General features: G+C 33.7%; 24 protein-coding genes and 1 other RNA gene. All 25 read right to left on the reverse strand.

Translation table 11 applies throughout. The annotated features are described in order from the left end of the window. Positions 1–39 precede the first annotated feature (39 nt). A complete protein-coding gene (gene queA / locus ACKF5P_RS08790) occupies positions 40–1,065 on the reverse strand; it encodes a tRNA preQ1(34) S-adenosylmethionine ribosyltransferase-isomerase QueA (protein ID WP_408954832.1) in 1,026 nt (341 codons plus the stop codon). Next, entirely contained in the window at positions 1,055–2,275 is a 1,221-nt protein-coding gene (locus ACKF5P_RS08795) for a SpoIID/LytB domain-containing protein (RefSeq protein ID WP_408954833.1), read from the reverse strand. Before ACKF5P_RS08795 ends, queA begins: the two co-directional genes overlap by 11 nt. 15 nt (positions 2,276–2,290) lie before the next feature. Next, positions 2,291–2,491, reverse strand: a complete 201-nt coding sequence (locus tag ACKF5P_RS08800) for a DUF2905 domain-containing protein (protein ID WP_408954834.1) — start codon at positions 2,489–2,491, stop codon at positions 2,291–2,293. Beyond that, positions 2,488–3,483 carry a Holliday junction branch migration DNA helicase RuvB gene (gene ruvB / locus ACKF5P_RS08805; protein WP_408954835.1) on the reverse strand — a complete coding sequence of 332 codons (996 nt, stop codon included), beginning with the start codon at positions 3,481–3,483 and terminating at the stop codon, positions 2,488–2,490. Before ruvB ends, ACKF5P_RS08800 begins: the two co-directional genes overlap by 4 nt. Before the next feature lie 94 nt (positions 3,484–3,577). Next, a complete protein-coding gene (gene ruvA, locus ACKF5P_RS08810; RefSeq protein ID WP_408954836.1) occupies positions 3,578–4,171 on the reverse strand; it encodes a Holliday junction branch migration protein RuvA in 594 nt (197 codons plus the stop codon). A gap of 103 nt (positions 4,172–4,274) precedes the next feature. Continuing rightward, on the reverse strand, positions 4,275–4,919 hold the full coding sequence (locus ACKF5P_RS08815) for a BofC C-terminal domain-containing protein (protein WP_408954837.1): 645 nt from the start codon (positions 4,917–4,919) through the stop codon (positions 4,275–4,277). A gap of 353 nt (positions 4,920–5,272) precedes the next feature. After that, positions 5,273–6,037 (reverse strand): YebC/PmpR family DNA-binding transcriptional regulator, encoded by a 765-nt coding sequence (locus tag ACKF5P_RS08820; protein ID WP_408954838.1) that lies wholly within the window; start codon positions 6,035–6,037, stop codon positions 5,273–5,275. A gap of 177 nt (positions 6,038–6,214) precedes the next feature. Continuing rightward, entirely contained in the window at positions 6,215–7,078 is an 864-nt protein-coding gene (pheA, locus tag ACKF5P_RS08825) for a prephenate dehydratase (protein ID WP_408954839.1), read from the reverse strand. 489 nt (positions 7,079–7,567) lie between these two features. Further along, an RNA gene (rnpB, locus tag ACKF5P_RS08830) (RNase P RNA component class A) lies at positions 7,568–7,936 on the reverse strand. 77 nt (positions 7,937–8,013) lie between these two features. Continuing rightward, positions 8,014–8,610 (reverse strand): ribonuclease HI family protein, encoded by a 597-nt coding sequence (locus tag ACKF5P_RS08835; protein WP_408954840.1) that lies wholly within the window; start codon positions 8,608–8,610, stop codon positions 8,014–8,016. A gap of 1 nt (position 8,611) precedes the next feature. Next, positions 8,612–9,331 carry a zinc ribbon domain-containing protein gene (locus tag ACKF5P_RS08840; protein ID WP_408954841.1) on the reverse strand — a complete coding sequence of 240 codons (720 nt, stop codon included), beginning with the start codon at positions 9,329–9,331 and terminating at the stop codon, positions 8,612–8,614. Positions 9,332–9,397: 66 nt separating this feature from the next. Continuing rightward, a complete protein-coding gene (locus ACKF5P_RS08845) occupies positions 9,398–10,516 on the reverse strand; it encodes a Nif3-like dinuclear metal center hexameric protein (RefSeq protein WP_408954842.1) in 1,119 nt (372 codons plus the stop codon). A gap of 56 nt (positions 10,517–10,572) precedes the next feature. Further along, complete coding sequence (locus ACKF5P_RS08850; RefSeq protein ID WP_408954843.1) at positions 10,573–11,256, reverse strand: tRNA (adenine(22)-N(1))-methyltransferase; 684 nt, start codon at positions 11,254–11,256, stop codon at positions 10,573–10,575. A 110-nt stretch (positions 11,257–11,366) separates the two neighbouring features. Beyond that, on the reverse strand, positions 11,367–12,461 hold the full coding sequence (gene rpoD, locus ACKF5P_RS08855) for an RNA polymerase sigma factor RpoD (protein ID WP_408954844.1): 1,095 nt from the start codon (positions 12,459–12,461) through the stop codon (positions 11,367–11,369). Beyond that, entirely contained in the window at positions 12,462–14,294 is a 1,833-nt protein-coding gene (gene dnaG / locus ACKF5P_RS08860; protein WP_408954845.1) for a DNA primase, read from the reverse strand. Between the two features lie 17 nt (positions 14,295–14,311). Further along, a complete protein-coding gene (locus ACKF5P_RS08865) occupies positions 14,312–14,758 on the reverse strand; it encodes a DUF188 domain-containing protein (protein WP_408954846.1) in 447 nt (148 codons plus the stop codon). Positions 14,759–14,898: 140 nt separating this feature from the next. Beyond that, the gene (locus ACKF5P_RS08870) at positions 14,899–15,477 is read right to left on the reverse strand and encodes a flavodoxin family protein (RefSeq protein WP_408954847.1); all 579 of its coding nucleotides are present in this window, start codon (positions 15,475–15,477) and stop codon (positions 14,899–14,901) included. Positions 15,478–15,687: 210 nt separating this feature from the next. Continuing rightward, positions 15,688–18,336, reverse strand: a complete 2,649-nt coding sequence (gene ppdK / locus ACKF5P_RS08875; RefSeq protein WP_408954848.1) for a pyruvate, phosphate dikinase — start codon at positions 18,334–18,336, stop codon at positions 15,688–15,690. A gap of 285 nt (positions 18,337–18,621) precedes the next feature. Beyond that, the gene (locus tag ACKF5P_RS08880; protein ID WP_408954849.1) at positions 18,622–19,440 is read right to left on the reverse strand and encodes a pyruvate, water dikinase regulatory protein; all 819 of its coding nucleotides are present in this window, start codon (positions 19,438–19,440) and stop codon (positions 18,622–18,624) included. Positions 19,441–19,455: 15 nt separating this feature from the next. Then, a complete protein-coding gene (locus tag ACKF5P_RS08885; RefSeq protein ID WP_408954850.1) occupies positions 19,456–20,088 on the reverse strand; it encodes a helix-turn-helix transcriptional regulator in 633 nt (210 codons plus the stop codon). Positions 20,089–20,360: 272 nt separating this feature from the next. Beyond that, positions 20,361–20,822 carry a kinase/pyrophosphorylase gene (locus ACKF5P_RS08890; protein ID WP_408954851.1) on the reverse strand — a complete coding sequence of 154 codons (462 nt, stop codon included), beginning with the start codon at positions 20,820–20,822 and terminating at the stop codon, positions 20,361–20,363. A 66-nt stretch (positions 20,823–20,888) separates the two neighbouring features. Beyond that, a complete protein-coding gene (glpX, locus tag ACKF5P_RS08895; protein WP_408954852.1) occupies positions 20,889–21,878 on the reverse strand; it encodes a class II fructose-bisphosphatase in 990 nt (329 codons plus the stop codon). A 290-nt stretch (positions 21,879–22,168) separates the two neighbouring features. Next, positions 22,169–24,250, reverse strand: a complete 2,082-nt coding sequence (glyS, locus tag ACKF5P_RS08900; protein ID WP_408954853.1) for a glycine--tRNA ligase subunit beta — start codon at positions 24,248–24,250, stop codon at positions 22,169–22,171. Then, positions 24,243–25,127, reverse strand: coding sequence for a glycine--tRNA ligase subunit alpha (gene glyQ, locus ACKF5P_RS08905; RefSeq protein WP_408954854.1), 885 nt, complete (start codon positions 25,125–25,127; stop codon positions 24,243–24,245). Before glyQ ends, glyS begins: the two co-directional genes overlap by 8 nt. A 394-nt stretch (positions 25,128–25,521) precedes the next feature. Beyond that, positions 25,522–25,914, reverse strand: coding sequence for a DUF4342 domain-containing protein (locus ACKF5P_RS08910; protein ID WP_408954855.1), 393 nt, complete (start codon positions 25,912–25,914; stop codon positions 25,522–25,524). Positions 25,915–25,923: the final 9 nt, after the last annotated feature.

Genomic DNA, 25,923 nt, shown 5'->3' on the forward strand with positions numbered 1-25,923 from the left:
CTCTTTATGTTTTACGAACTATTTCTTTATCTATGCCTTTTATAAAATCAGCATTCCATCTCCAAAGCTATAAAATCTATATTCTTCTGCTACTGCTTGTCGATACGCTTTTAAAGCCAATTCTTGACTAGCAAAGGCACTGATCAGCATTAATAAGGTAGACTGCGGTAGATGAAAATTAGTAATTAAAGCATCTACAGCTTTAAATTTATAACCAGGGTAGATAAATATATCGGTCCAGCCCTTCTCTGCTTTCACAGTACCATCTTCATTAGCTACAGTCTCTAAGGTTCTTGTAGAGGTTGTCCCTACGCTGATCACTTTCTTGCCCTGCTCTTTAGTCTGGTTGATCATTTCAGCAGCCTTTTGAGATACTTCATAATACTCTGAATGCATATCATGATCTTCTATATCATCAACTTTGACAGGTCTAAAAGTACCTAACCCAACATGTAATGTAATATCAACAATATTGACCCCTTTAGTCTTAATTTCATCTAATAGTTGATCAGTAAAATGAAGACCAGCAGTTGGTGCGGCAGCAGCTCCTCTCTTTTTAGCATAGACGGTTTGATATTTATCAGTTTCTTCTAACTCTTTAGTGATATAAGGTGGCAAAGGCATATTACCTAACTTATCTAATATCTCTTCAAAGACCCCTGTATATTCAAATTCAACTACTCGTCCACCAAAGTCTGTTTTAGCTTTAACTTCAGCAACCAACTCTCCATTCCCAAAGACTACTCTAGTTCCTACTTTAACCTTACCATTAGCTTTAACTAAAGTTTCCCACCTATCAAGTTCAACTTGATTTAATAATAGAAATTCAACCTTACCACCTGTCTTTTCCTTGTAACCAAATAAACGAGCTGGAATAACTTTAGTATTATTTCTAACTAAGGTATCCCCAGCTTCAAAATAATCGATAACCTCTTTGAAAATTCTTCCTTCAATCTCTTTTTTCTCTCTATTAATTACCATCAACCTAGATTCATCTCTAGGTTCTATTGGTTCTTGAGCAATTAATTTATCTGGTAATTCAAAATTAAAATCTTTAACCTTCATCTACAATTCCTCCACTATCTTCTTTATTTTCTCCAATTTCAATATCTGTATAATAATGCTTTAATATTTCTCGATAATTAGCCCCTGCTAAAGCCATTTGATATGCTCCCCACTGGCTCATTCCTACACCATGTCCCCAACCATAACCTCTGAATAAATACCGTTTTTGAGGAGTAAGGTTATATTCTTGATTAAACCAGTTGTAAGTAAAATCAAATCTATCATCAAGTCCATTAAATCTCATAATATTTTCACCTATAATAGAAAAATTAGTACTTTTTAATCCTAACCAAAATCTAAAATGTGAGCCATTAATGATATATTCACCATTTTTAGCATGAATTTTAACCTCTTTAGCTCTTCCTGACGGGCCAACACCCTTTAGTGAAATCCCTTTCAGCTTAGATATCTCCAGTCCGTTGGCCCTTAATAACTCTTCAATCTCAGTCTTAGTATATTCCTTTTGCCAATTATAATGTGGAGATAAATCATCATTTGATGTTACACTCTGTAAATAAGGGCTATTACCATTCCAGACAGTAGAGGCATTAGCAGTCTTACCTCCAGCAGTAGAATGATAAACTGCTGAAATCAACTGATCATTATATGTAAGAACTTGGCCTTTCGTCTCTGCAACCGCCTTAATTATTCGCTCAGTTTCAGCACTGACCCCTCTATAAACTTGACATTTTACAGTATTAGATAAATTATACCCTCTACTTTGATATTTATTTAAATTTCTTAAGGCATAAGTTCGAGCAACAATTGCCTGAGCTTTCAAAACTTCCGTTGGCCAACTAGAGATAACCTCACTACCTACTACACTAGCTAAGTAATCACTCATTTTAACATGATTAATCACAATCAATCCATCTGTTGTATTTAAAACTTCTATATCTCCTCGATACTTTCGACCATTAACTTCAATTAATTCATTGCTTTGAGCTGACTTAAAAAAAAGTCGCTCCTCCTTAACATAACCAGTACCATTTTTACTCAAATAACCATCTTCTCGGGTGATTTTATACCTTGATTGAGGCAGTGATTTCTCTTTATGATCTATATCTAAAATTTTAAACCCTGATTCAACCTCTAAACTGACCTCTTCAACAGCATCTAGTAGACCAATTTTAATTACTTTTTCCTCAGCTTTAACTGGACTTATAGCTACAACTATTAAGATAACTACTACTAATAATTTAATTTTCAACTCAATCAAGCCCTTCTATTTTAATAATCTAAACAATAAAGAAAGTATCACACTGATCAGTATTGAGGTTGTAATTGGTAAATAAAGATTAAAATTTCCTCGTTGAATATGAATATCTCCTGGTAACCTACCTAAAGGAAAGCCCACTCTAACCATCAATCCTCCCGCAACCAATAAAATTCCTAATAAAATTAAAACTCCTCCACCATCTCTCATTCATCTGTCACCTCTATTTCTAAGTGCTGATAAGCCAACTTAGTTGCCATTCTACCCTGTGGAGTCCGATTTAGATAGCCAATCTGTAATAAATAAGGTTCATAAACATCCTCTATCGTCTCTTCTTCTTCACTAATTGCTGCAGCTAATGTAGATAAGCCAACTGGTCCACCAGCAAATTTTTCAATAATCACAGTTAAAATCTTACGATCAACCCTGTCTAAACCTAATTGGTCAACCTCTAATCGTGCTAAAGATTCTTGAGCAATCTCCTCAGTGATGATTCCATCACCTTCTACTTGAGCAAAATCCCTAACTCTCTTCAAAAAACGATTTGCAATTCTAGGAGTTCCTCTTGAACGCAAAGCGATCTCTTTTGCTCCTGCTAACTCAGTTCCTACTTGTAATACTTTAGCTGCTCGCATGACAATCTTTTGTAGCTCCTCTGTTGTATAAAATTGCAAGCGGCTAATTACTCCAAATCTATCCCGCAAGGGAGAAGATAAATTCCCAGCCTTCGTCGTTGCACCAATCAAAGTAAATTGCGGCAAATCTAACCTGACTGAGCGAGCATTAGGGCCATTACCAATTACAATATCTAACGCGTAATCCTCCATACTAGGGTATAAAACCTCTTCAACAATCCGATTCAAACGATGGATCTCATCGATAAATAAAACATCTTGTGGCTTTAGCTTAGTCAAAACAGCAGCCAAATCACCAGGTTTTTCAATAGCTGGCCCAGAGGTGGTCTTAATATCAACACCCATTTCAGCTGCAATAATATTAGCCAATGTCGTCTTTCCTAACCCAGGTGGGCCGTACAATAGAACATGGTCTAACGCTTCTCCTCTTGCTTTAGCAGCCTGAATAAATATCTTAAGATTCTCTTTTACCTTTTCTTGTCCAATATATTCATTAAATCTATTAGGGCGTAAACTATATTCTAAATCCTCTTCTTTTTGAGTTGGAGCAATAAATCTATCCTCCATTTCTTCACCCCCATTTCAGTTCACAATACATTATTCACAGTTAAATTCAAAAGATTAGATGCTAAAAGTTATTTAATTTTTTTACTTGAAGTACTCAACTTAAATCAGCTAAGGCTACCTTAATTATTTCTTGTACATCCAGTTGCTCACTTTTTTGAGATGTTTTAAGTACTGCTCTACGTGCTTGGCTTTGCTGATATCCCAAGCTGACTAATGCTTCAATAGCATCTTCTAATTCATTATCAACCTTTGTTGTTGAAATATTAGCCTCTTCTTCTATATTATCAAGCTCGACTTTTTCTTGCAACTCCAAAATCAACCGCTTAGCTGTCTTATTACCTATCCCTTTCACCTTCTTCAAGGTTGCAACTTCACCATTGACAATTGCCAACTTAAAATCTCTACTTGAAATGGTAGCTAAGATATTTAAAGCAACTTGAGGGCCAATCCTAGAAACAGTCAGTAACTGCTCAAAAGTTTCTAACTCTTCTAACCTAGAAAAACCATACAAATTAATTTTATCTTCCCGAACATAATTATAAGTATGTACTTGAACTTCATTTCCTATTTCCGGTAATTTGTGACTTAAACTGGCCGGAATATAAACTTTATAACCTACTCCCCCTACATTAATTATAATATAATCAATTCCCGTTCTGATTAACGTTCCTTCTAAATAAGCAATCATTACTTCTCCCCCTTAATCTACTCTCTTTGCTAACTTCAACACAGAGAGTAGATTTTCCTGTCCAAAAGAAAAAACAGCCTCTAAAGACTGTTTGCAATCATTATTAATCTCTAGCACTAGCAAACCCTTCTAGAATTCCAAGTAATTCCTCTTCATTCTCAATCTCTAACCCAGCTTGCAAGCTCTTGACATCTTCTTCTGAAAGGTGTTCGATAGATATATCTTCTCTTACCTCCACTAACTCTTTATCCCCTAAGATATCACCTTTATAAATTGCTACATAACCACCTTTAACTCCAACAAAGGTCTTCTTTTCTACATCATTATCTAATTTTTGCTGTTCTAATTCCTCGTTAGATTGATCACTTTCTACTTGAGCTGATTGTTCATCCCTAATTTCCTCATGATCTTGCTCTATATCTTCAGTCAAGATCTCTCCTGAGTCAAACTCTAACTCCTCTTGTTGATTCAAATTTATCTGCCATTGTTGCTTATCTATATCATCAAATTCTAACTGAAATTCTTCTTCTGATTTTAAATCAATAGAAGAGTCTAGCCTCTTCTCTATCTTACTTTGCTCTTCTTCAATCAAATCTTGAATTTCAAGGTTCTGCTCCCCTTCTATTTCAGCCTCAGAAAGATCCTGGTGTGGACTTGATTCAGTTACATAGTTTAATATCAAATAAGTCAAGGCTGCAATTACTACGACTAACAAAGGAATTAATAATACCTTACGTACCAATTTCATATTCAATCCCCCTACTCCTAATTAATAACTAGCATAACCAGTTTTAAATAAATTATTAGTATGAGGGGGATTTTTCCATTTAAAAATTGAAGCTGACTTGATATATAGTGTCACTTCGTGACACTAAGCTATCAGCCTTCAGTCGTCAACCCAATCAAAACCTATTAAACCCCAATAAGTAAAAACCATCTAAACTTAGGAAATATAATGATTTCTGAATGTTTTTATTTTTATTGATTTTAAATGATCTTGGCTGATAGCTGAGGACTAACCGCTGACCCTACGAGTTCTAAAATTCCAAGAACTCTCCGTAACAAAAACCGTTCGCTATGTGGCACAAAAATGCTACATAATTATAATTCATCTTCAATTTCTTCCATGATTTCATCAGCAATATCAAAATTAGCATATACATCCTGAATATCATCATGATCCTCTAACTGCTCCATTAATCTCAATACCTGTTTAGCATCAGTCGAATCATCTACTGTAATTTCATTTTGAGGAATCATAGCTATATCTCCACTATTAAATTTATAACCTTCTTTTTCCATCTTTTTTCTAACTTCTTGTAAATCAGTGGCATCTGTTAGAATCTCTACACTATCTTGAGCAATATTAATATCCTCTGCCCCTGCTTCTAACGCAGCAAGCATCAATTCATCTTCATCAATTTCAAATTGACTACGATCAATAATTAATTGTCCTTTACGATCAAACATCCAAGATACACAACCATTCTCACCTAAGTTACCACCGTTTTTAGATAATATATGTCTGATCTCAGAAGCAGCACGATTACGATTATCGGTCATAATATCCATATATAAAGCTACTCCAGCTGGAGCATAGCCTTCATAGACAAATTGTTCATAATTAACACCTTCTAAGTCACCAGTTCCTCTCTTGATAGCTCGTTCAATATTATCCTTAGGCATATTGGCATCTTTAGCCTTTTGAATTGCTAAATCTAAATCATTATTAACTTCCGGATCACCACCGCCCTCCCTTGCAGCAACAGTAATCTTTTTAACTAGCTTAGAAAATAATTTTCCTCTTCTTTTATCTTCTTTTGCCTTCTTATGCTTAATATTGGCCCATTTAGAATGTCCAGCCATCAATTTCTACCTCCTTTGAATTAATATATAACTTAAGTTTAAGTCTAAGGTTGAGACTAAGTCACCCACATAAAAGATCAAGTTCTATTTTTTACTCAGACTTAGACTTGAAGTCAAACTTAATTGAAATCCACTTCATTATTTTAACATAAGCTTTTCTTTTTTTCAATTCAGAGCTTACCTTCTAATATCAAATTGATCACTATACTCATCAATTACAGTTGAGCGAGGATAAGATCCTAACAATTTAAGCCAAGATGTTTTAATATTTAAAAGTTCCAAAACCTCTTTAACTTTAAAATCCTGATAATCTCCCTCAAAATCAATAAAAAATATATAATCCCCTAATAGTTTTCTAGCGGGCCTAGATTCAATTCGAGTCAAGTTTATCCCTCTAATTGCAAACTCATGTAAAATATCATATAAGGCTCCAGGATGATCTTTCTTTTGAGGAGAGCAGACAATCGAAGTCTTCTTTTGAGCGCTTTTAGTATTCTCATTAGTACCCAAAACAATAAATCTAGTCCAGTTTTCTTGATTGTCCTGAATTTGATTAGCCAAAACTTCTAAACCGTAATAATTAGCAGCCTGCTGATTTCCGATAGCAGCCCAACAACCATTAAAGTTTTTAAGCTCTCTAACAGCTCCTGCTGTACTATTTGCAATATGAACCTGATAGTCAGTTAGATTATTTTCTAAAAACTGCCGACATTGGGCCAACGCCTGCCGATGTGAAATTACATGTTTAATCTGCTCTAAATTCACCTGTTCTTTAGCCAATAAACTATGTTCAATTGGAATTATAACTTCATTATTAATCTTTAAATCCAACTCTACCAACAAGTCTAAAGTCAATGTTACTGCCCCTTCCAAAGAATTCTCAACAGGAACAATTGCTTGATCTATTTCTTTCTCCAATACTGCATCTAACAAACTCCTAATATCAGAATAAGGGAGGTACTCTCTTACTTTCTGCTGATACTTCTTAGCTGCTATTTCAGTAAAAGTTCCTTTCGGGCCTAAATAACCTAATTTATTCACTGCTCTCACTCCTAAATTTTAATTAAAATCAAGTAAATTTCACACTAACTAGATTTATCTATCAACTATTCTAGTTATTAGATTTTATGGAACAAATCTTCCATAAAATACATACTTTATATTAAGGTTGCTAACTAATGATTATTCTCAGCTAAAATATTAATGGAAAATTTTAGATAACTACTAATTAATATGACAATAAGGCTTAGTTTAGCTGAGAGTATTATTAATTAATAGGGGGGAGACATTTATGATCTTTTTTGAAAAAGATAGCGATGATAGTAAAGATGACACCTGCACAAGATATCCTCCTGTCAATCCATATACCTTATTTCTAATTTTTATACTATTGTTACTGTCTGATATCACCATCTTGACAATTCAAAAAATATTAGAGAATAAATCATAATAATATATATCATGAATTAACTAAAAGTCACTCTATAAAAAAACATCCACAGTACTGTGGATGTTTTCTAATTATTAAATTAAGCAAGTAGGTCTATAAGCCGAGTTCTGTGTACCCTCACGGGCGATAATCATCCATCTAGAGTAATAGTTACCTATTACTTCAAGCGACTTTACCCGAGAAGCTGGGCGGACAACCCTTAACCTCCTCCTATTTAGTCTTGCTCCGGCTGGGGTTTACCATGCGGTCTTTGTCACCAAAGACCCGGTGCGCTCTTACCGCACCCTTTCACCCTTACCTACATAATACTCACTGCAGGCGGTATACTCTCTGTGGCACTTTCCCGCGGATCACTCCGGCTGGTCGTTAACCAGCAACCTGTCCTACGGAGCTCGGACTTTCCTCAAGTACAACTGTACAGTTATACTTGCGATTATCCGACCTACTTGCTATCTAATATCCAATTGCTGATTAAGATTATAACATCTCCATTATTGATTGTCAATAATCATTTTCATTTTATGATTTAGTCTATTTCAAACTTATTAGCTAACAAAATTCCATAATAAACTCCTTCTTTAAAACTGATCTCATCTTTTAATTCTTCATCTTTGGCAGCCAATTCAGTTATCAATTCTTGGTACTTAGGAGATAGATTAACTTTTTTCTTCTCTGCTAATAATTCTTGAATGATTTTTTCTAAATCCCAGCCCTTTTTTTCCCGTTTATCCATAGCAATATTTGCTAATAAATCTGCCTCTTTATTCTCTTCCCGAGGGATATGGATAAAATCAACAGCAACAAATTCTTTAACCAGCTTCTTAATTTGATCATATAATTTCTTTAACCTCTTATTTTTAACCCGATATTCACCATTTAATTGCTTAACAAGTAATTGACTATCAGATCTAACCTCTAAACTACTATTATTATATTCTCCTTCTAACTCTTCTAGAATTTGAATTACAGCTTTATATTCAGCTACATTATTTGTTGCTTTACCAATATAGTTAGCAATCTCTTTAATTTTAGTACCTTTTTGATCATAAACAACAGCTCCAACTCCAGCAATTCCAGGATTTCCTCTTGAACCTCCGTCCGTATACACAATTAATTTGGTCAAATTATTCTTCCTCCTTTTCCCAATACAAAATCCTTCCGCAATTCTCACAAAAGACCACTTCAATACTCTGTTTAACCTTTTTGATTAAGTTCCGGGGTAATGTCATTCTACATCCCATACAATAATTATCTTCCAGTTTCACTACTGCCCTAGCGTTCTTTTTAGTATATAATCTATTATATTTTTTCAGCAACTCTTCTTCCATTCTACTCTTTAACCCTATTTTTTTCTCTTTTATTTTATTTAATTTCATCTTAATGCTTTCTTCTTTATTCATTAATTTTTCCTTTAACTTCTCAATTTTATCCTCTTTACTACTAATTTTTTCTTTTAAGTCTCCTAATTCCTCATCTTTCTGCTCCAAAAGCAACATTAATTCTAGAATTTCTTCTTCTAACTCCTCTTTATTCTCCTCAGTCTTCATTAATTTTGCTTGAAAATCCTCTAACTCTTTAGGACTATAAGTTGTTTCTCCATATAGTTTATCTTTATATTCTTCTTGTTTCCTTGTTAAACGAGCATTATTAAACTCTTTTTCCTTAATCTCTTTATTCAACTGCATTATCTCTTCTTCTCTAGTTTCAAACTCAACCTTAAGTTGCTCTAATTGTTCTGTTAATTCTAATATTTCTTGCACTTCTAAATCATTCTGTGCCGTTCTTTTTAATCTTTCTTTTCTGGTATCCAATTTCTGCAATTGATATAATTCTTCTCTACTCATTCAATCCCCCCTAATATTTTTAACCCATTTATATAATAGAAAAAAGTAGGTCTGCTTTTGACCTACTTAGATTATTTGAAATGGATTAGTATTCACTTTTGATTTTATAATTTCTACTTCTAGGTTATTGCTTTTAATCTCAGTTAATAGATATTCTACTACTCCTTCTTTCATGATCTTTTCTGTACCATAATGACCAGCATCAACTACAGCTAATCCTTCTTCTTGAGCTAATTGGCCCTGATGATACTTTAGGTCTCCAGTCACTAATAAATCAGCTCCTTTAAATGCAGCTGCTTTAATATAATTTGCCCCACTTCCACTACATAAAGCTACCTTCTTAATTGATCTATCTAACTCTCCTACAACTCGAACAGTATCCAAAGTTAATTCCTCTTTAATTAAATCAACATACTCTCGCAAAGGTAAGCTTTCTTTCAAATATCCTATCCTTCCTAACCCAAACCTTTCTCCTTCATTTTCCAAAGGATAAACATCATAGGCAACTTCCTCATAAGGGTGAACTTTAATCATTTTTTTGATTACTTTACCTAAAATGTGGCTAGGCACAATTGTTTCTAAACGATATTCATCAACTTGATTAACCCGATCTTCTTCTCCAGAATACGGGTCAGTACCCTCTAACGCCCTAAAACTACCTCTTCCTTGTTGCTCAAAAAAACAATCACTATAATTTCCAATCCAACCTGCTCCTAAACTTCCTAGAGCATCTTTAATCTCGTTTACTGCCTCTTCAGGTACAAAAACAACAAACTTTTTATACTTCCTTTTAGTTGTAACCTCTAAAATATCTAAATTATCAAGCTTCAACTTAGCAGCTAAGATATCATTTAAGCCTCCAGGTGCAATATCATAATTAGTATGAGCAATATAAATCGATATTTCTTCTTTAATTGCTTGTTGAATAATTTTACCTAATGGCGTATCAAATCTAATTTTGGCTAGCTTATCAAAGATTAATGGGTGATGAGCAATAATTAGATCAACATTCTTATTAACTGCTTCTTGTAATATCTCTTGATTAATGTCTAAACTGACTAAAATCTTTTCCACTTCTTGATTATAATCACCTAACTGCAAACCGATATTATCCCAATCTGCTGCTAGGCTCTTAGGGGCCAACTTATTAACTAAACTAGTTATCTGCTGTAACTTAACACTCATAATTTCCCCCTCCTTCTCTGCTAGGAATAAAATCGGATATTATATACCTTCAAGAATTATTTATAAATCCCTTTTATTTCTTCGGCTTTCTTGATCTTTCTTCTTAAATCTGCCAATTTTTCATGTTCAGGATTATTTTCAATAATTTGATTACTAATCATCTTCCACTTATTAATCAATTCAGCAATGTACTCTTCCCATAATTCGCCTCTTTTTTCAGACAAAATTGGCCCTAACTCTAATAAGAACTGTTCCTTAAATTGCATCTTTCCAGGCTCAACCATTATTATTTGATAAATCTTTTCATCCTTTACTAGACTTTCATTAATAATCTTGAAATTATTATTTACTAACCACTTTCTTAAAGAAGCTGCTCCTGCCATCGGCTGCAAGATAAGTCGCTCTAAATTTTGGGCCAACTCATAATCAGCACTAATGATATTTCTCATTGTTTGACTGCCCATTCCAGCAAGAATTACTGTTTCTACTTCTCCATCATTCAACACAGATAAACCAGAACCTAACCTAACATCCACCTGCCTAGCCAATCCCATCTGTTCTACATTCTGCACTGCAAATTGATAAGGTTTTTCTTTAGCATCACTAGCTATTATTGTTGAACAATCACTATTTTGAGCTAAATAAATCGGTATGTACGCATGATCTGTTCCAATGTCAGCTACCTTAGTTGGTAAATCAATCATTTCCACTATAGCTGCTAACCTAGCTGATAACTTCATAATCTTCTCCTTCTAGATATTTAAGGTTGTCTAATCTATTTTTAAGGCCACTAATAAGTTAAAACATCTAACAAGGAAAAAAGTGGCTAAAGCCACTCTAAAAGAACCTTTTAATTTAAATAATCTTTTAATTTTTTACTTCTGCTTGGATGTCTTAATTTTCTCAATGCTTTAGCTTCAATCTGCCTGATTCTTTCTCTAGTTACTCCAAATTCTTTACCAACCTCTTCTAAAGTTCTAGAGCGACCATCTTCAATACCAAACCTTAATTCTAAAACTCTCTTTTCTCTATCAGTTAATGTATCTAATACTCCATCCAGTTGATCTTGTAACAACATAAAAGAAGCAGCTACGGAAGGTGCTGGAGCATCTTCGTCTTCAACAAAATCTCCTAAATAACTATCCTCTTCCTTGCCAATTGGGGTCTCTAAAGAGACTGGTTCTTGGGCAATCTTTTTAATTTCACGTACCTTCTCTTCAGTAATATCCATCTCTTCTGCAATTTCTTCTGCAGTCGGTTCACGACCTAACTCTTGTACTAAATGTCGGGATACTCTAATCAATTTATTAATTGTCTCTACCATATGAACTGGAACCCTAATCGTTCTTGCTTGATCAGCAATAGAACGTGTAATAGCTTGTCTAATCCACCATGTAGCATAAGTACTGAATTTATATCCTTTTGTATAATCAAACTTTTCCACCGCTTTAATCAAACCTAAATTACCTTCTTGAATCAGATCTAAAAATAACATTCCTCTACCTACATATTTTTTAGCAATACTCACAACCAACCTTAAATTAGCTGCTGCCAACATTTGTTTAGCAGCTTCATCGCCTTCTTCCATTCTTTTAGCCAATTCTTTTTCTTCATCAGCAGTTAATAGGTCTACCTTTCCTATCTCTTTTAAATACATCTTAACGGGATCATCAATTCCAACCCCACTAGGCACACTTAGATCTAAACCACTATCAGTTTCTTTAACATCTTCCTTTTCTTTCTGATCTGTTTTTGCTTCCTCTTCTCCTGTAATCTCAATCCCCACTGAAGAGAAGGTTTCATAAATATCCTCAATTTGATCCGTATCTAAATCTACATCTGATAATGTATCCATTATTTCTTCATAGCTAAGTTCACCTTCTTTTTCACCTTTAGCAATCAAATCTTTAACTTTTTTCTCAATAATTTTTCTCTTTTTTGACATTTAAAAACCCTCCTTTCTTAATAAATTTTGATATTCTTTCAATAAAGAATTAACTTGTTTAAAATTACCATCCGACTCTGCTCGTTTAATTTTAGATTCTAACTGTTTTTTCTTCATTAAGATCCGATACTCCTTTATTTTTTTAATATAGTCAGATATTATATTCTCAACACTAAAATCAACCTCGTCTCCAACAGTTAACTTCAATAATAGATCTTTATCCTCTTTTCTATTCAACTCTGCTAATAAATGATTTATATCCAGCTGTTTCCGGCGCTCATAAAAGTCAAATATTATTGCAAATAAATTCTGATATTCTTCTTTAACAAAATCAGTTGGTTCTAATACTTCTTGCAACTTTACAATCAGCTCAGGCTGTTTAATCATCATCTTCAGCAACTGTTCAACTGATAACCCATTAACAGCATTAATATAATCACTTAAATTAACAGTATTAAGCTTTTCTTTAAGTTTTGGCTTATATTTATTATTCCTATTCTTCTGCTTTCTATCCTGCCTTTTATTTTTTGCCTTATAATTTTTCAGTTCAGACTTAAGTACTTCTTCTGTAATATTTAATTTTTGAGCAACCTTTTTAATATACTCTAGCAACTCTACTTCATTTTTGATCTTAGCTAATACCTTCACAACTTGATTAACTACTTCTACTTTGTCATCTATATTAGTAATCACTCGCTCTTGTAAAATGATATCTAATTTAAACTCTACTAGTGTCTGTGCCTGCCTTTTTAATCTTTCAAAGCCCTCTTGTCCTGCTTCTTTAATAAATAAATCAGGATCCTGATCAACAGGAAGTCTAATAACCTTAACAATCAATCCAACATCTTTTAGAATGTCCAACCCTCGCAATGTAGCCTTGGCTCCTGCTATATCTGAATCATAAGCAATATAAACTACTTTGCAGTATCTTCTCAGTAATTTAGCTTGTTCTTTTGTTAATGCTGTTCCTAAAGAAGCAACTACATTTTTAATTCCAAACTGATAAGCAGTAATTGTATCAGTATATCCTTCTACTATAATTGCTTCATTTTGCTTTTGAACCTCTGGTTTAGCCCAATTCAAGCCATACAGATTCTTACCTTTGTCAAACAATAAAGTATCAGGTGAATTAAGATATTTAGGCTGATTACAATCCTTTACAATTCTACCTCCAAATCCAATCACCTGGTTGCGATGATTAAAAATAGTAAAGATAACTCGATTGCGAAATCGATCATAGTAGCCACTAGATTTTTTTCTAGGAATAACTAAACCAGACTCTGATAATATCTGATCTGAATAGCCTTTATTCTGTAAAAACCGATATAACCCCTGCCAGCGATCAGGAGCAAACCCCAATTTAAATTGATCAATTATTTCTTCATTAAACCCTCGCTGTTGTAAATATTGCTCTCCTAATTTTCCTATGTCAGATTGAGTCAATAAATAATTATAAAATTTAGCTGTTAACTTATGAATCTGTAATAACTTCTTTTTCTTAACTTGTTTTTGTTTCATTTTTGGAGAAAGATACTGATCTGGCAATTCTAAATCAGCTCTTTCAGCTAAAAACTTAACTGCCTCTACAAAATCTAGCCCTTCAATCTCCATTACAAAATTAAAAATATTACCACCAGCTCCACAACCAAAACAATAGTATAATTGCTCCTCAGAACTGACATTAAAAGAAGGCGTCTTTTCATCATGGAAAGGACATAACCCCTTATAACTTTTCCCACCTTTTTTTAATTCAACATATTCTGATATCATATCAATTATATTATTACTAAACCGAACCTGCTCTATAAACTCTTCACTATAGGAACTAGTCAAATTTCTTCACCCTCTAATTAAATCTTACTCTTATTTTCAATTAATTCAACTAAATTTACTTTGAACTTTTCTCTCTTTTTTTTGTTATATTTACTTGATTTAAAGATATATTCCTTTTGCCTCCTCAAGCGACTAATAAGATGATTTCTACTTAGTAAATAATCAATATTCTCTTCAGTAAAAACCTTTCCATAACTTGAAATAGCAACTGCTCCAAATCCTAATACTAAAGCTGCTAACCCATAATCATTAGTTATTACTAAATCCTCTTTAGTCAATTCTTTTACTAACTCCAAATCTACAGCCTGATAGTTACTATCAACAGTAATATATTTTGCTGCTAACCTATTATTAGTATAATGAGCAGTGCTGATAAAAATTTGCACCTCTATTTTGTAGCATTTAGAAATTTCACAAATTTCTTCCTTGACTGGACAGGAATCTCCATCAACTAAAATTCTCATAGCTATCTCCTTAGAATTATATATAATTGACAGCAGTAATATTGTTTCGACAATACTACGCAAAATCCTTCCTATAATTTAAAATTAACTCTAACTCTAAAGTATTTTTTCCAAATTTATAAAAATTATTCTACTAAAATCTATTTTCTAGCAACTCGAGCTACCCTCTTGCCTAAAGTTATTGCTTGTTGTTGTGCTAGTTGATCTTCTTTAACTTCCTTCTGCCCACAAGCCCCTTGGTGTCCTGCACTATCCTCAACAATACCATCTCCTACTACAGTCATTCCTTGTACCAACATCATATCTTGCAAAGCTCGCACTGTAGTCTCTTGGCCTCCAAATCGCGAGGAACCTACTGCTAGCGCTCCACCTACTGTATTAATCAAACTCTTTTCACTTCTTAAAGCCCGCGTCAAATCCCAAAACGACTTTATTTGACCACTCACTGTGCCAAAGTAAACTGGGCTCCCAATAATCACTCCATCAGCCGAACCCAGCAAGTTTAAATACTCTTCTGCTAGAGTTCCTTGATAACATACCTTATCACAAGGGCTCGAACAGTGCTCACAGAAGGGAACTTTTAACTTTTCTAAAGCAGTAGCTATATTAATCAATTTAACTTCTGCCCCTTCATTTTGAGCCCCCTCTAATGCTTTCGTTAACATTAAAGATGTATCGCCATCTTGATGTGGACTTCCATTAATACCTATCACTTTCATTATTATTACCTCCATAATACCCTAAAAATTTATTAATAATAAAATTGGCAACTAAATATTATATATTAAATACGATCAGACAATAATCCTTTAATAATAACAAATTTAGCTACTAACAAATTTAGAATGCTTCCAAATTTAAGGTTAAGAGGATAAATAAATCCTAAAAAAATAGCCGACAAATTAATTTGTCGGCTATAAAATATTGATTTAAGATTTTTTAATCTTGGCTTGTGCTGCTGCTAATCGAGCTACGGGTACTCGATAAGGAGAACAACTGACATAATCTAAACCATATTCATGGCATAGTGCAATTGATTTTGGCTCTCCTCCATGTTCTCCACAGATACCTACTTTTAAATCTGGATTGACTTGCCGCCCTGAATCAGCAGCTAAGTTAACTAATTTACCTACTCCAGCAGCATCTAATGTAACAAATGGATTATCTTCAATTACTTCTCGCTCTAAATATTCATGTAAGAACTTACCTTCAGCATCATCTCGACTAAAACCAAAAGTAGTTTGAGTTAAGTCATTAGTTCCAAAAGAGAAGAAATCTGCCTGTTGAGCAATCTGATCTGCTGTCATACATGCTCGTGGTAATTCAATCATTGTTCCAACTTTATAATCAAGCTCTAAATCTGCTTTAGCTAGTAACTGATCTGCTACCTTTTCAATTCTCTCTCTTAAAATTTCAAATTCAGTTACATCTGAAACTAAAGGAATCATAACCTCTAGTTCTGTCTTAACACCTTCTTCGTCAGCTAATTTAATAGCTGCTTTAAAGATAGCTCTAGCTTGCATTTCATAAATTTCTGGAATTATAACTCCTAGTCGACAACCTCTAAATCCTAACATCGGATTTGATTCATCCATATTCTTTACTTTTCTTAATAAGTTCTCTTTTTCTTTCAACTCTTCTTCATCGCCTTTAATCCTTAACTTTGTTACCTCTTCTACTAGCTCAGGTAAGTTAGGTAAAAACTCATGTAATGGTGGATCTAACAATCTAACTGTTACTGCTCGTCCTTCCATTTCAGCAAAAATTTCTTCAAAATCTTGGCGCTGAATTGGTTCTAATTCTGCTAATGCTTCTTGTTTTTCTTGAGCAGATTCACTTAAGATTAATCTTTGTACGATAGGGACTCTATCAGCAACCATAAACATATGTTCAGTTCTACATAATCCAATCCCTTCTGCCCCAAATTCAAAAGCTTTACTAGCATCGGTACCATTGTCGGCATTAGTTCTAACCTGTAACTCCCTATTATCATCAGCCCACTTCAAAATTGTTTGACACTCTTCACTCAATTTAGCTTCAATCATCTCAACCTTGCCTAAGATAACCTCTCCAGTTCCACCATTAATCGTAATTCGATCTCCTTCTTCAACTGTTGTATCTCCTACTGTAAATTCTTTAGCTTCAAAGTCTATCTTAATTATATCACAACCACAGACCGCCGGTTTACCCATTCCTCTAGCTACTACTGCTGCATGACTAGTCATACCACCACGAGTAGTCAATACACCTTCAGCTGCTAATACACCATGGATATCTTCAGGAGTCGTCTCTAAACTGACTAGAACTACTTTTTCTCCATTTTCAGCTGCCTGTTCAGCTTTATCTGCTGAGAAAATTACTTTTCCAGATGCTGCCCCTGGTGAAGCCGGTAATCCTTTAGCAATCACTTCTGTTTCAGCTTCTGGATCAATCTGCCGATGCAATACTTTTTCTACATGCTCTGGCTCTACTCTTAATAATGCTTGCTCTTTATTAATCAAGCCTTCTTCAGCCATATCAGCTGCCATTTTAATTGCTGCCGCAGCTGTTCTTTTTCCAGTTCTGGTTTGTAATAAGTAGAGTTCTCCTTTCTCTATTGTAAATTCAATATCTTGCATATCTTTATAATGCTCTTCTAACGTTTCTGTTACATCTACTAATTGCTCATAGATCTCTGGTAATGAGTCTTTGAAAGTTTGAATATCTTCAGGCGTTCTAATCCCAGCTACTATATCCTCACCTTGAGCATTCAATAAGTACTCTCCATATAACTTATTCTCTCCTGTCGATGGATTACGGGTAAAGACAACGCCAGTTCCTGAATCATCTCCCATATTTCCAAAGACCATAGTTTGAATATTAACAGCAGTCCCTAACTCATGATCAATATCATGTGCATCACGATAAACAATAGCTCGTTTATTATTCCAAGAACCAAAAACTGCCTCGACAGCAGTAATCAACTGCTCCATTGGATCTTGAGGGAAATTAATCTCAGCTTCTTCTTTAACAGTTCTTTTAAATTTATCAATTAACTCTTTCAAATGCTCAACATTTAGTTCTAGATCATTATCTGCTCCTACTTCTTCTTTTAAATCATCTAATTTTCTACTAAATTTATAAGCTTCTATCTTTAATACTACTTCCCCAAACATCTGGATAAATCTTCGATAACAATCATAAGCAAATCTTTCATCTCCTGTTTCTTTAGCCAAACCCTTTACTGACTGATCATTAAGCCCTAAATTTAGAATTGTATCCATCATTCCTGGCATAGAAATTATTGCTCCTGATCTAACAGATAAAAGTAATGGGTTAGCATCATCACCAAACTTCTTATCCACCTTTTCTTCTAGTTCAGTTAAATATTCTTGAATGCCTTCCTTTATAAAATCAGGTACTCCTTCGCTATTTTCATAGTAAAGATTACATACCTCTGTCGTTAATGTCATTCCTGGAGGCACTGGCAAACCTAAACTGGTCATCTCACCTAAACTAGCCCCTTTACCCCCTAGTAATGGTTTTAAATCTAATGAACCTTCTTCAAATGAATAAATATACTTTTTTTCAGAAACCACTTTTTCTCAACCCCTTTTATATTTGAATTTAAATAACTAACTTAAATTATGGCTAAAATTATTAACCCTTCTTTTCTTTACTGTTCTTACAAATTACTGAGCCTTTCATTATAAAAAATTAATCTTACAATCTTTTTAATAAAATTAATAATCAAGAAAAGACCTTTAAAGCTTATAAACCTGTACTTTTGATCTGTCAAAATTAAACCTTTTAAAAATATGGATATATAACTATATATGTACTTTATTATTATTATTTAACTTAAGCTAACTTGCATACTTTTATTATATATGATCAGTTTCTGATAATATTTTACTAGCTGTTTCTTCAATCGATTTATTAGTTACATTAACCTTCATACATCCTATTTTTTTCATGATTTTTTCAGCAAAATTGAGCTCTTCTAGAATTCTATTTACCCTTGCATAGTTGGCCCGTTTACTAAAGTTCATTACCCTTAATCTCTCTTCTCTAATCCCTCTTAAGTTATGAGGTTCAATTGTTAAACCAACCACTTTGCTTGAAGGCAATTCATATAATTTCTGTGGTGGGGTTACTTCAGGAACTAAAGGAATATTAGCAGGTTTATATCCTTGATTAGCTAAATACATACTAAGTGGAGTTTTAGATGTCCTTGAAATACCGATTAAAACAAAATCTGCTTCATCCAATTTACTAATATTCTTTCCATCATCACATCTAACAGCAAATTCTATACAATCAATTCTTTTAAAGTATTCCTGATCTAATCTGCGATTTAATCCTGGCTCCCTTTCTGGTCGCTGCCCTAACAATTCAGCAACTTTATTCACTGCTGCTCCCATAAGGTCTACACTAGGAATATTCAACCTTTGTGTTTCACATTCTATATATTTACATAATTCTGGTAATATAATAGTGTAAGCTAATAAAACATTCTTTTCTTCTTTAGATTTATTAATCACCTTAGACAATTTAGCTATATTTGTTACATTATTAAAATTTCTAATCTTAATTCTTTCAGTTTCAAACTGACTAGTTACTGCATTAATTACATTCTCTGCTGTTTTCCCTACAGAATCTGATATAATAAAAATTACTAACTCCTCATCTTCTTTGATCATAGAAATTAAGCCTCCCTATCCCTCTAGTGAAAAATCAACAAAAATTCTAACTATATCAGTCTTGCTGATTCTACCAATCACCTTTAATTTTCCATCATCCTCAGGTTCAACTACTGGTAAAGTATCTATTTCATACCTAACTATCTTTTCTGCTGCTTGAAAGATCGTATCTTCTTTCTCTACAGTAATAATATTGGGCATTCTAGTCATAACTATACTAACAGGAATTTGATTACAATCATTTTCTCCCATAGTTACTTTCAATAAATCTTTTCTGGAAATAACCCCTACTAATATCTGTTGATCATCTATCACAAATAAAGAACCTACATCTTCAAAAAAAAGGGTGACGATAGCATCATAAACTGAAGTTTCTTCTTTAACTACTACAGGAATTGATTTTATATCCTCTACTCTCTTTCTATATAATTTATCTAAATCTATATATTTGGTATCTGTATTAGAGTAAAAATATCCTACCTTAGGCTTAGCCTCTAAAATATTAGTCATAGTCAATACAGAAAGGTCAGCTCTTAAAGCCCCTCTAGTCAAACTCAACCTTTCAGCTATTTTATGACTTGTAATTGGCTCATTATCCTTTACTATTTCCACTATTTTTTTTTGCCTATTATTTAATTGAATCTTCACCCCTCCTTGTAACAAAATATTAACCTCAATCTTTTGATGAAATATAATGTGAAACACATACTATATTAACAAGGTTAATGTTATGCTATATATTATATATACTATACTAATTAACTTTCTCCTGCATCTTTTATAATTTTTATGTAACTTAATTGCTTATTAAGAGTTTTTTCACTATATAAGTTAAATTTAATCTTTTCAACACTCTCTTTTCGTTCAAAAGAAGTTAAATTAAATATATTAAATACAACCATTAACTCAACTTATATATTTTATAAACCAATCAACTTTAAGACTTCTGTCGCTAACTTTTCAATTGATTTATCAGTAACATCAACTACAGATATATCTAAAGTGACTAATATTTTTTTTGCATACTCAATTTCCTTTGTTATTCTTGCTGGTTGTGAATATTTAGAATTAATAGGCAAACCTAAATCAACAACTTTCCTTTTCCGTAATTTTCTTAAATAGCTTTGTTTAATTGTCAAGCCTACCATCTTTTCTTTATAAAGTGATAGTTTATCCAAATCTAAACTAAGCTCAGGGACTAGAGGTAAGTTAGAAGTTTTATAACTTAAATATCCCAGATACAAGGAAAGAGGTGTCTTGGCAGTACAGGAGACTCCTAGTAAGACAATATCTGCTTCATCTAGCTTTTTCCAATTAACTTGATCATCAGCCTCTAGGGAAAACTCCATTGCCTTTATCTTTTTTAAATAATCAGCTTTCATTATTTATCTCCCCCTTTTTATTTAGTATAATAAATAATATTACTAAATTAGAGGGAGTATTAATTATTAAACTTTTTTAGTAGCTAATACTTCATTTTTAAAATAAGATGGCTTATATTTAATTCTATGTTTAGCTTTAATATGTCTTATAGTTCTTGTTTTACTTCTCATTACAATAGAGTCTGTTTCAGCCTGCTCACCATAATACCTAACCCCATTTAACATCTCACCATCCGTTATTCCAGTCACTGAAAAGATGGCATCATCTCCTCTAACCAAATCATCTATACTAAAAATCTGTTCTATATCCTCAATCCCCATTTGCAAGGCTTTTTCTGTTTCAGCTTTATTGCGTGAATATAATTGAGCTTGCATATCACCGCCTAAACACTTAAGTGCTGCAGCAGTCAACACTCCTTCTGGTGCTCCACCAATTCCAATTAGCATATCAACGCCAGTATACTCTAAAGAAGTAGCAATACCTCCTGCAACATCTCCATCAAGTATAAATTTGATTCTGGCTCCTGCTTCTCTAATCTCTCTAACTACTTCTTCATGGCGAGGTCGATCGAGTATAATAACAGTTAAATCTGATACTTCCTTACCTTTAGCTTCAGCTACTGCCTGTAAATTTTCAGTTGGAGAAGCCTCTAAATCTACTACCCCTTTAGCTTCTGGGCCAACAGCTATCTTCTTCATATACATATCAGGTGCATTAAGCAGATGTCCTCTCTCAGCTACCGCAACAATTGCTAAAGAATTAGGTAGCCCTTTAGCCACTAAACTAGTCCCTTCTACTGGATCAACTGCGATATCTAGTTTGATATCCCCTCCAGCCCCAAGGTCTTCACCAGTATATAGCATTGGTGCTTCATCCTTCGCTCCCTCTCCAATTACTACAGTACCTTCCATATTTACAGTATCAAAAGTGGCTCGCATTGCATCAACAGCTGCCTGATCTGCTGCTATCTTGTCCCCTTTTCCCATCCATGGTGCTGCAGCCAAAGCAGCAGCCTCAGTTATTCTGACGAGTTCTAAAGCTAATTCTCGTTCCATTTAATATTAACCCCTCTCCAAGATTTAATATATTAAACCCTTAATATAAAACAAAAAATATAACACATTTTTGCTTTTAGTTAATATATACTATACTATTACTATATTTAATACCCTTCTCCTCCTTTTATGATGAAAAAATAAATGTTTTACTTTTCTAAAAAATATCAAGGTTAAGCCTAAGTCCAAGTAAGCAATTTAAAACTGAAGAATTATCCACAAACCTTTAAAAACATAATTCCAATAACCATAAAAAAGCAACCCAACTTAAAAATTGAGCTGCTTTTTTATTAATCAATTACTATTTTAGTTAAGTCAGCTATCCTAGATAGCAGCTGTGAAACAACCTTTAATAGCCCTAATCTATTATTTTTAATCTGTTGATCATCAGTCATTACCATTACTGAATTAAAAAAGTTATCGATTGGTTTCTTTAATTTAGCTACTTCCTGTAAAGCTTGCAAGTAATACTTTTTAGCAGTCAATTGCTCAATCTCTTCTCTAACTTCTTGGTAAGCAGAATATAATTGTTCTGTTGCTTCTTCTTGGAATAATCCAGGGTCAACTTGATCCTTTTCTGCTTTAGCTGCTAGATTACTTGCTCGATTAAAGGCAGTGATTAACTCTTCAAACCCTTCTTCTGCCCTAAAATCCATTAATGCATCAGCTCGCATTAATGTATCATTAACGTCATAGTAATTAATCTCTAGTATAGCATCTGATACATCATATCTAACCTCTGCTTCCTCTAATAAATTCTGCAATCTCAATTTAAAGAAATCTAATACTTGTTCTTTAACTTTTGCTGCTGAAGCTTCTAATTTACCCTGCTCAGCTAATATATCTAGCGCTGTATTGATTAATTGATCTAATTTAAGATCTAAACCTGCATCAACAATAATCTTAACTATCCCTTGGGCTTGTCTACGTAAAGCATATGGATCTTGAGATCCGGTTGGAATAATCCCCACACTAAAGCAGCCTACAATATTATCAATCTTATCTGCTATACTAATTACTCTAGAGATTTCTAATCCAGGTAATTGATCTGTCGCATGGCGAGGTAGATAATGTTCAAAGATTGTTTGGGCAACTTCCTTATCTTCACCATCTAATAAAGCATATTCTTTTCCCATCGTTCCTTGTAGCTTAGGAAACTCATTGACCACCTCTGTTACTAAGTCTGCTTTAGCTAGCTTAGCAGCCCTTTTAGCTTGCTCAATCTCAGCATTAGACAATTCCAATAACTGACCAAAACCCTCTGCTAAAGTGATCAACCGTTCAACCTTTTCATATAAAGTTCCTAGTTCTTTTTGGAAGATAATATCTTTTAACTTTTCAACCTTCTCCTCTAAGTTCCCTTTTTGATCCTCTTGATAGAAAAAGATCCCATCAGATAAACGAGCTCGTAAGACCTTCTCATTTCCTGCTCTAACCGTATCAATGTACTCATCCGTTCCATTTCTAACTGTGACAAACATATTCTTTAGTTTACCTGCTTCATCTTTAACAGGAAAGTACCTTTGATGCTCCCGCATCGATGTAACCAATACCTCTTCAGGCAATTGCAAAAACTCCTCTTCAAACTTTCCACATAAAGCAGTAGGATATTCAACTAAGAAATTAACCTCCTGTAATAGTTCTTCCTCAATAACTACCTCTACATCATATTTTTCCCCAATTTCTTTAATCTGTTCAACAATTATTTCTCTTCTTTGTAAGTGATCTACAATTACATATTCCTCTTTTAATTTATCAAAATAAGTAGCTGCTTTATCTATCTTAACTTGACCCTCACTTAAAAATCTATGACCTAAAGTCCAATTATCTGATTCAACTTCAGCTAATGAAAGATTTATCTTTTCTGTACCATAAAGAGCTAACAACCACTTGATCGGTCGGGCAAACCTCAATTCTTGATTGGCCCATCTCATTGATTTAGGGAAGTTTAACTCCTTGATAATCTTAACTAACAGTTCAGATAATAACTCAGTAGTTGCTTTTCCTTCTTCTACAGTTACAGCAAATACATACTCTCCATTATCCGTATCTCTAATCTCTAACTTTTCAGGAGTAATTCCCTGTCCTCTAGCAAAACCTGACCCTGCCTTAGTAGGATTTCCTGCTTCATCAAATGCAACACTTTTAGCTGGCCCTCTTACTTCTTTCTTTAAATCACTTTGTTGCTCTGCTACATCTTCAATATATAAAGCTAATCTACGTGGAGTTCCAGTAGCCTTCACTTTTCCAATCTCAACCCTATTTCCTATAAATAAATTACGGGCCAACCTTTCTAACTGCTCAAAAACACCTTCCATAAATCCAGCTGGAATTTCTTCAGTTCCAACCTCTAATAATAAATCCTTACTCATTAGATTGACCTCCCTTCAATAATGGATAATCTAATTTCTCTCGCTGCTCAACATACGCTTGAGCACATAATCGTGCTAAATCACGTACTCTACTAATATAGTTTGTCCTTTCTGTAACTGAAATAGCTCCTCGTGCATCTAAAACATTAAAAGTATGAGAACACTTCAAGACATAATCATAAGCAGGTAAGACAAGTTCTTCATCAATTGCTCGCTTAGCTTCCTTCTCGTATAAGTTAAATAACGTCAATAATGTTTCAATATCTGCTACCTCAAAACTATACTTAGAATGTTCAACTTCTGCTTGGTGATGAACATCTCCATAACTTACTCCTTCAACCCACTCAATATCATAGACACTATTTACCTCTTGTAAATACATTGCAATCCGCTCTAAACCATAGGTTATCTCAACAGCTACCGGCTTACATTCAAGCCCTCCTACCTGTTGGAAGTATGTAAATTGAGTAATCTCCATTCCATCTAACCAAACTTCCCAACCAAGCCCCCAAGCTCCTAGAGTAGGTGCTTCCCAATTATCCTCAACAAAGCGAATATCATGTTTTTGAGGATCAATTCCTAAAGCCTCCAAACTCTTTAAGTATAATTCTTGAATGTTATCTGGTGATGGCTTCATAATCACCTGGAATTGATGGTGTTGATAAACCCGATTTGGATTATCACCATAACGTCCATCATCTGGTCGACGAGATGGTTCAACATAAGCAACATTCCAATCCTCTGGCCCTAAAGCTCGCAAAAATGTAGCTGGATTCATTGTTCCAGCACCTACTTCAACGTCATATGGTTGCCTAATAACACAATTTTGTTTGTACCAGTACTCAGTTAAAGTATTAATCATCTCTTGAAATTGCATCAAATCCCCACTTTCTACTTAATATTTAATAATTAATATTTAAAATAATATCCTTTGCAGGGAAGAACCTATCTGTTCACCCTTGATTGAACTTAAAAAAACCCCTCCCTAATAGTATCTTGAGTACTATCAGGGACGAGGTTTCCCGCGGTTCCACCCTGCTTAATCCTTAAACACTAAGGATCCACTTTATAATGATCACTCCTAAACGCCTTCATTAGCCTACTATACTAGACTCTCACCTACTCTAGCTCGCTTTCATAGCAGTGGCTAATTACTACTTTTATTCATCGCAATCTATAATATTCAAATTTGTCTTAAATATATCAAAGTATCTTCTATTTGTCAATACAAATTAGTGACTAGTAACATCTATATAGGAAGATTATAACTATTATTCTTTTTTAATCCGCTCCACCTCAATTGTACACTCACTGGCTAAAGCTGTTAATGAGCCTAACAGTAATAATGGTGGAGAAATAACTGCTCCAACAACTCCAGCAGTAGCAGGAATATCTACTAATACTTTGTCATTCTTCTTAACCTTTATACGGGTTATATTTCCTTCTTTGACTAATTCCTTAACTTTGTTAATTACTTCTTGTCCACGCACCTGAAATTCATCTCTATAATGATCATAATTATAATTTTGATTCTTATTTTCTCCTTCTAACTGAATTATAGCCTGCAAAACATCACCATCACTATTTCTTAAAGCAGTGATTGCCTCTTCATAGCTGACCCCTGTTCTATCTCTAATCACATCTATTTTTTCTAAATCTTCCACAATTATTCT

The sequence above is a fragment of the Natroniella sp. ANB-PHB2 genome, from assembly GCF_046097105.1.
In the GTDB taxonomy this organism is placed as follows: domain Bacteria; phylum Bacillota; class Halanaerobiia; order Halobacteroidales; family Halobacteroidaceae; genus Natroniella.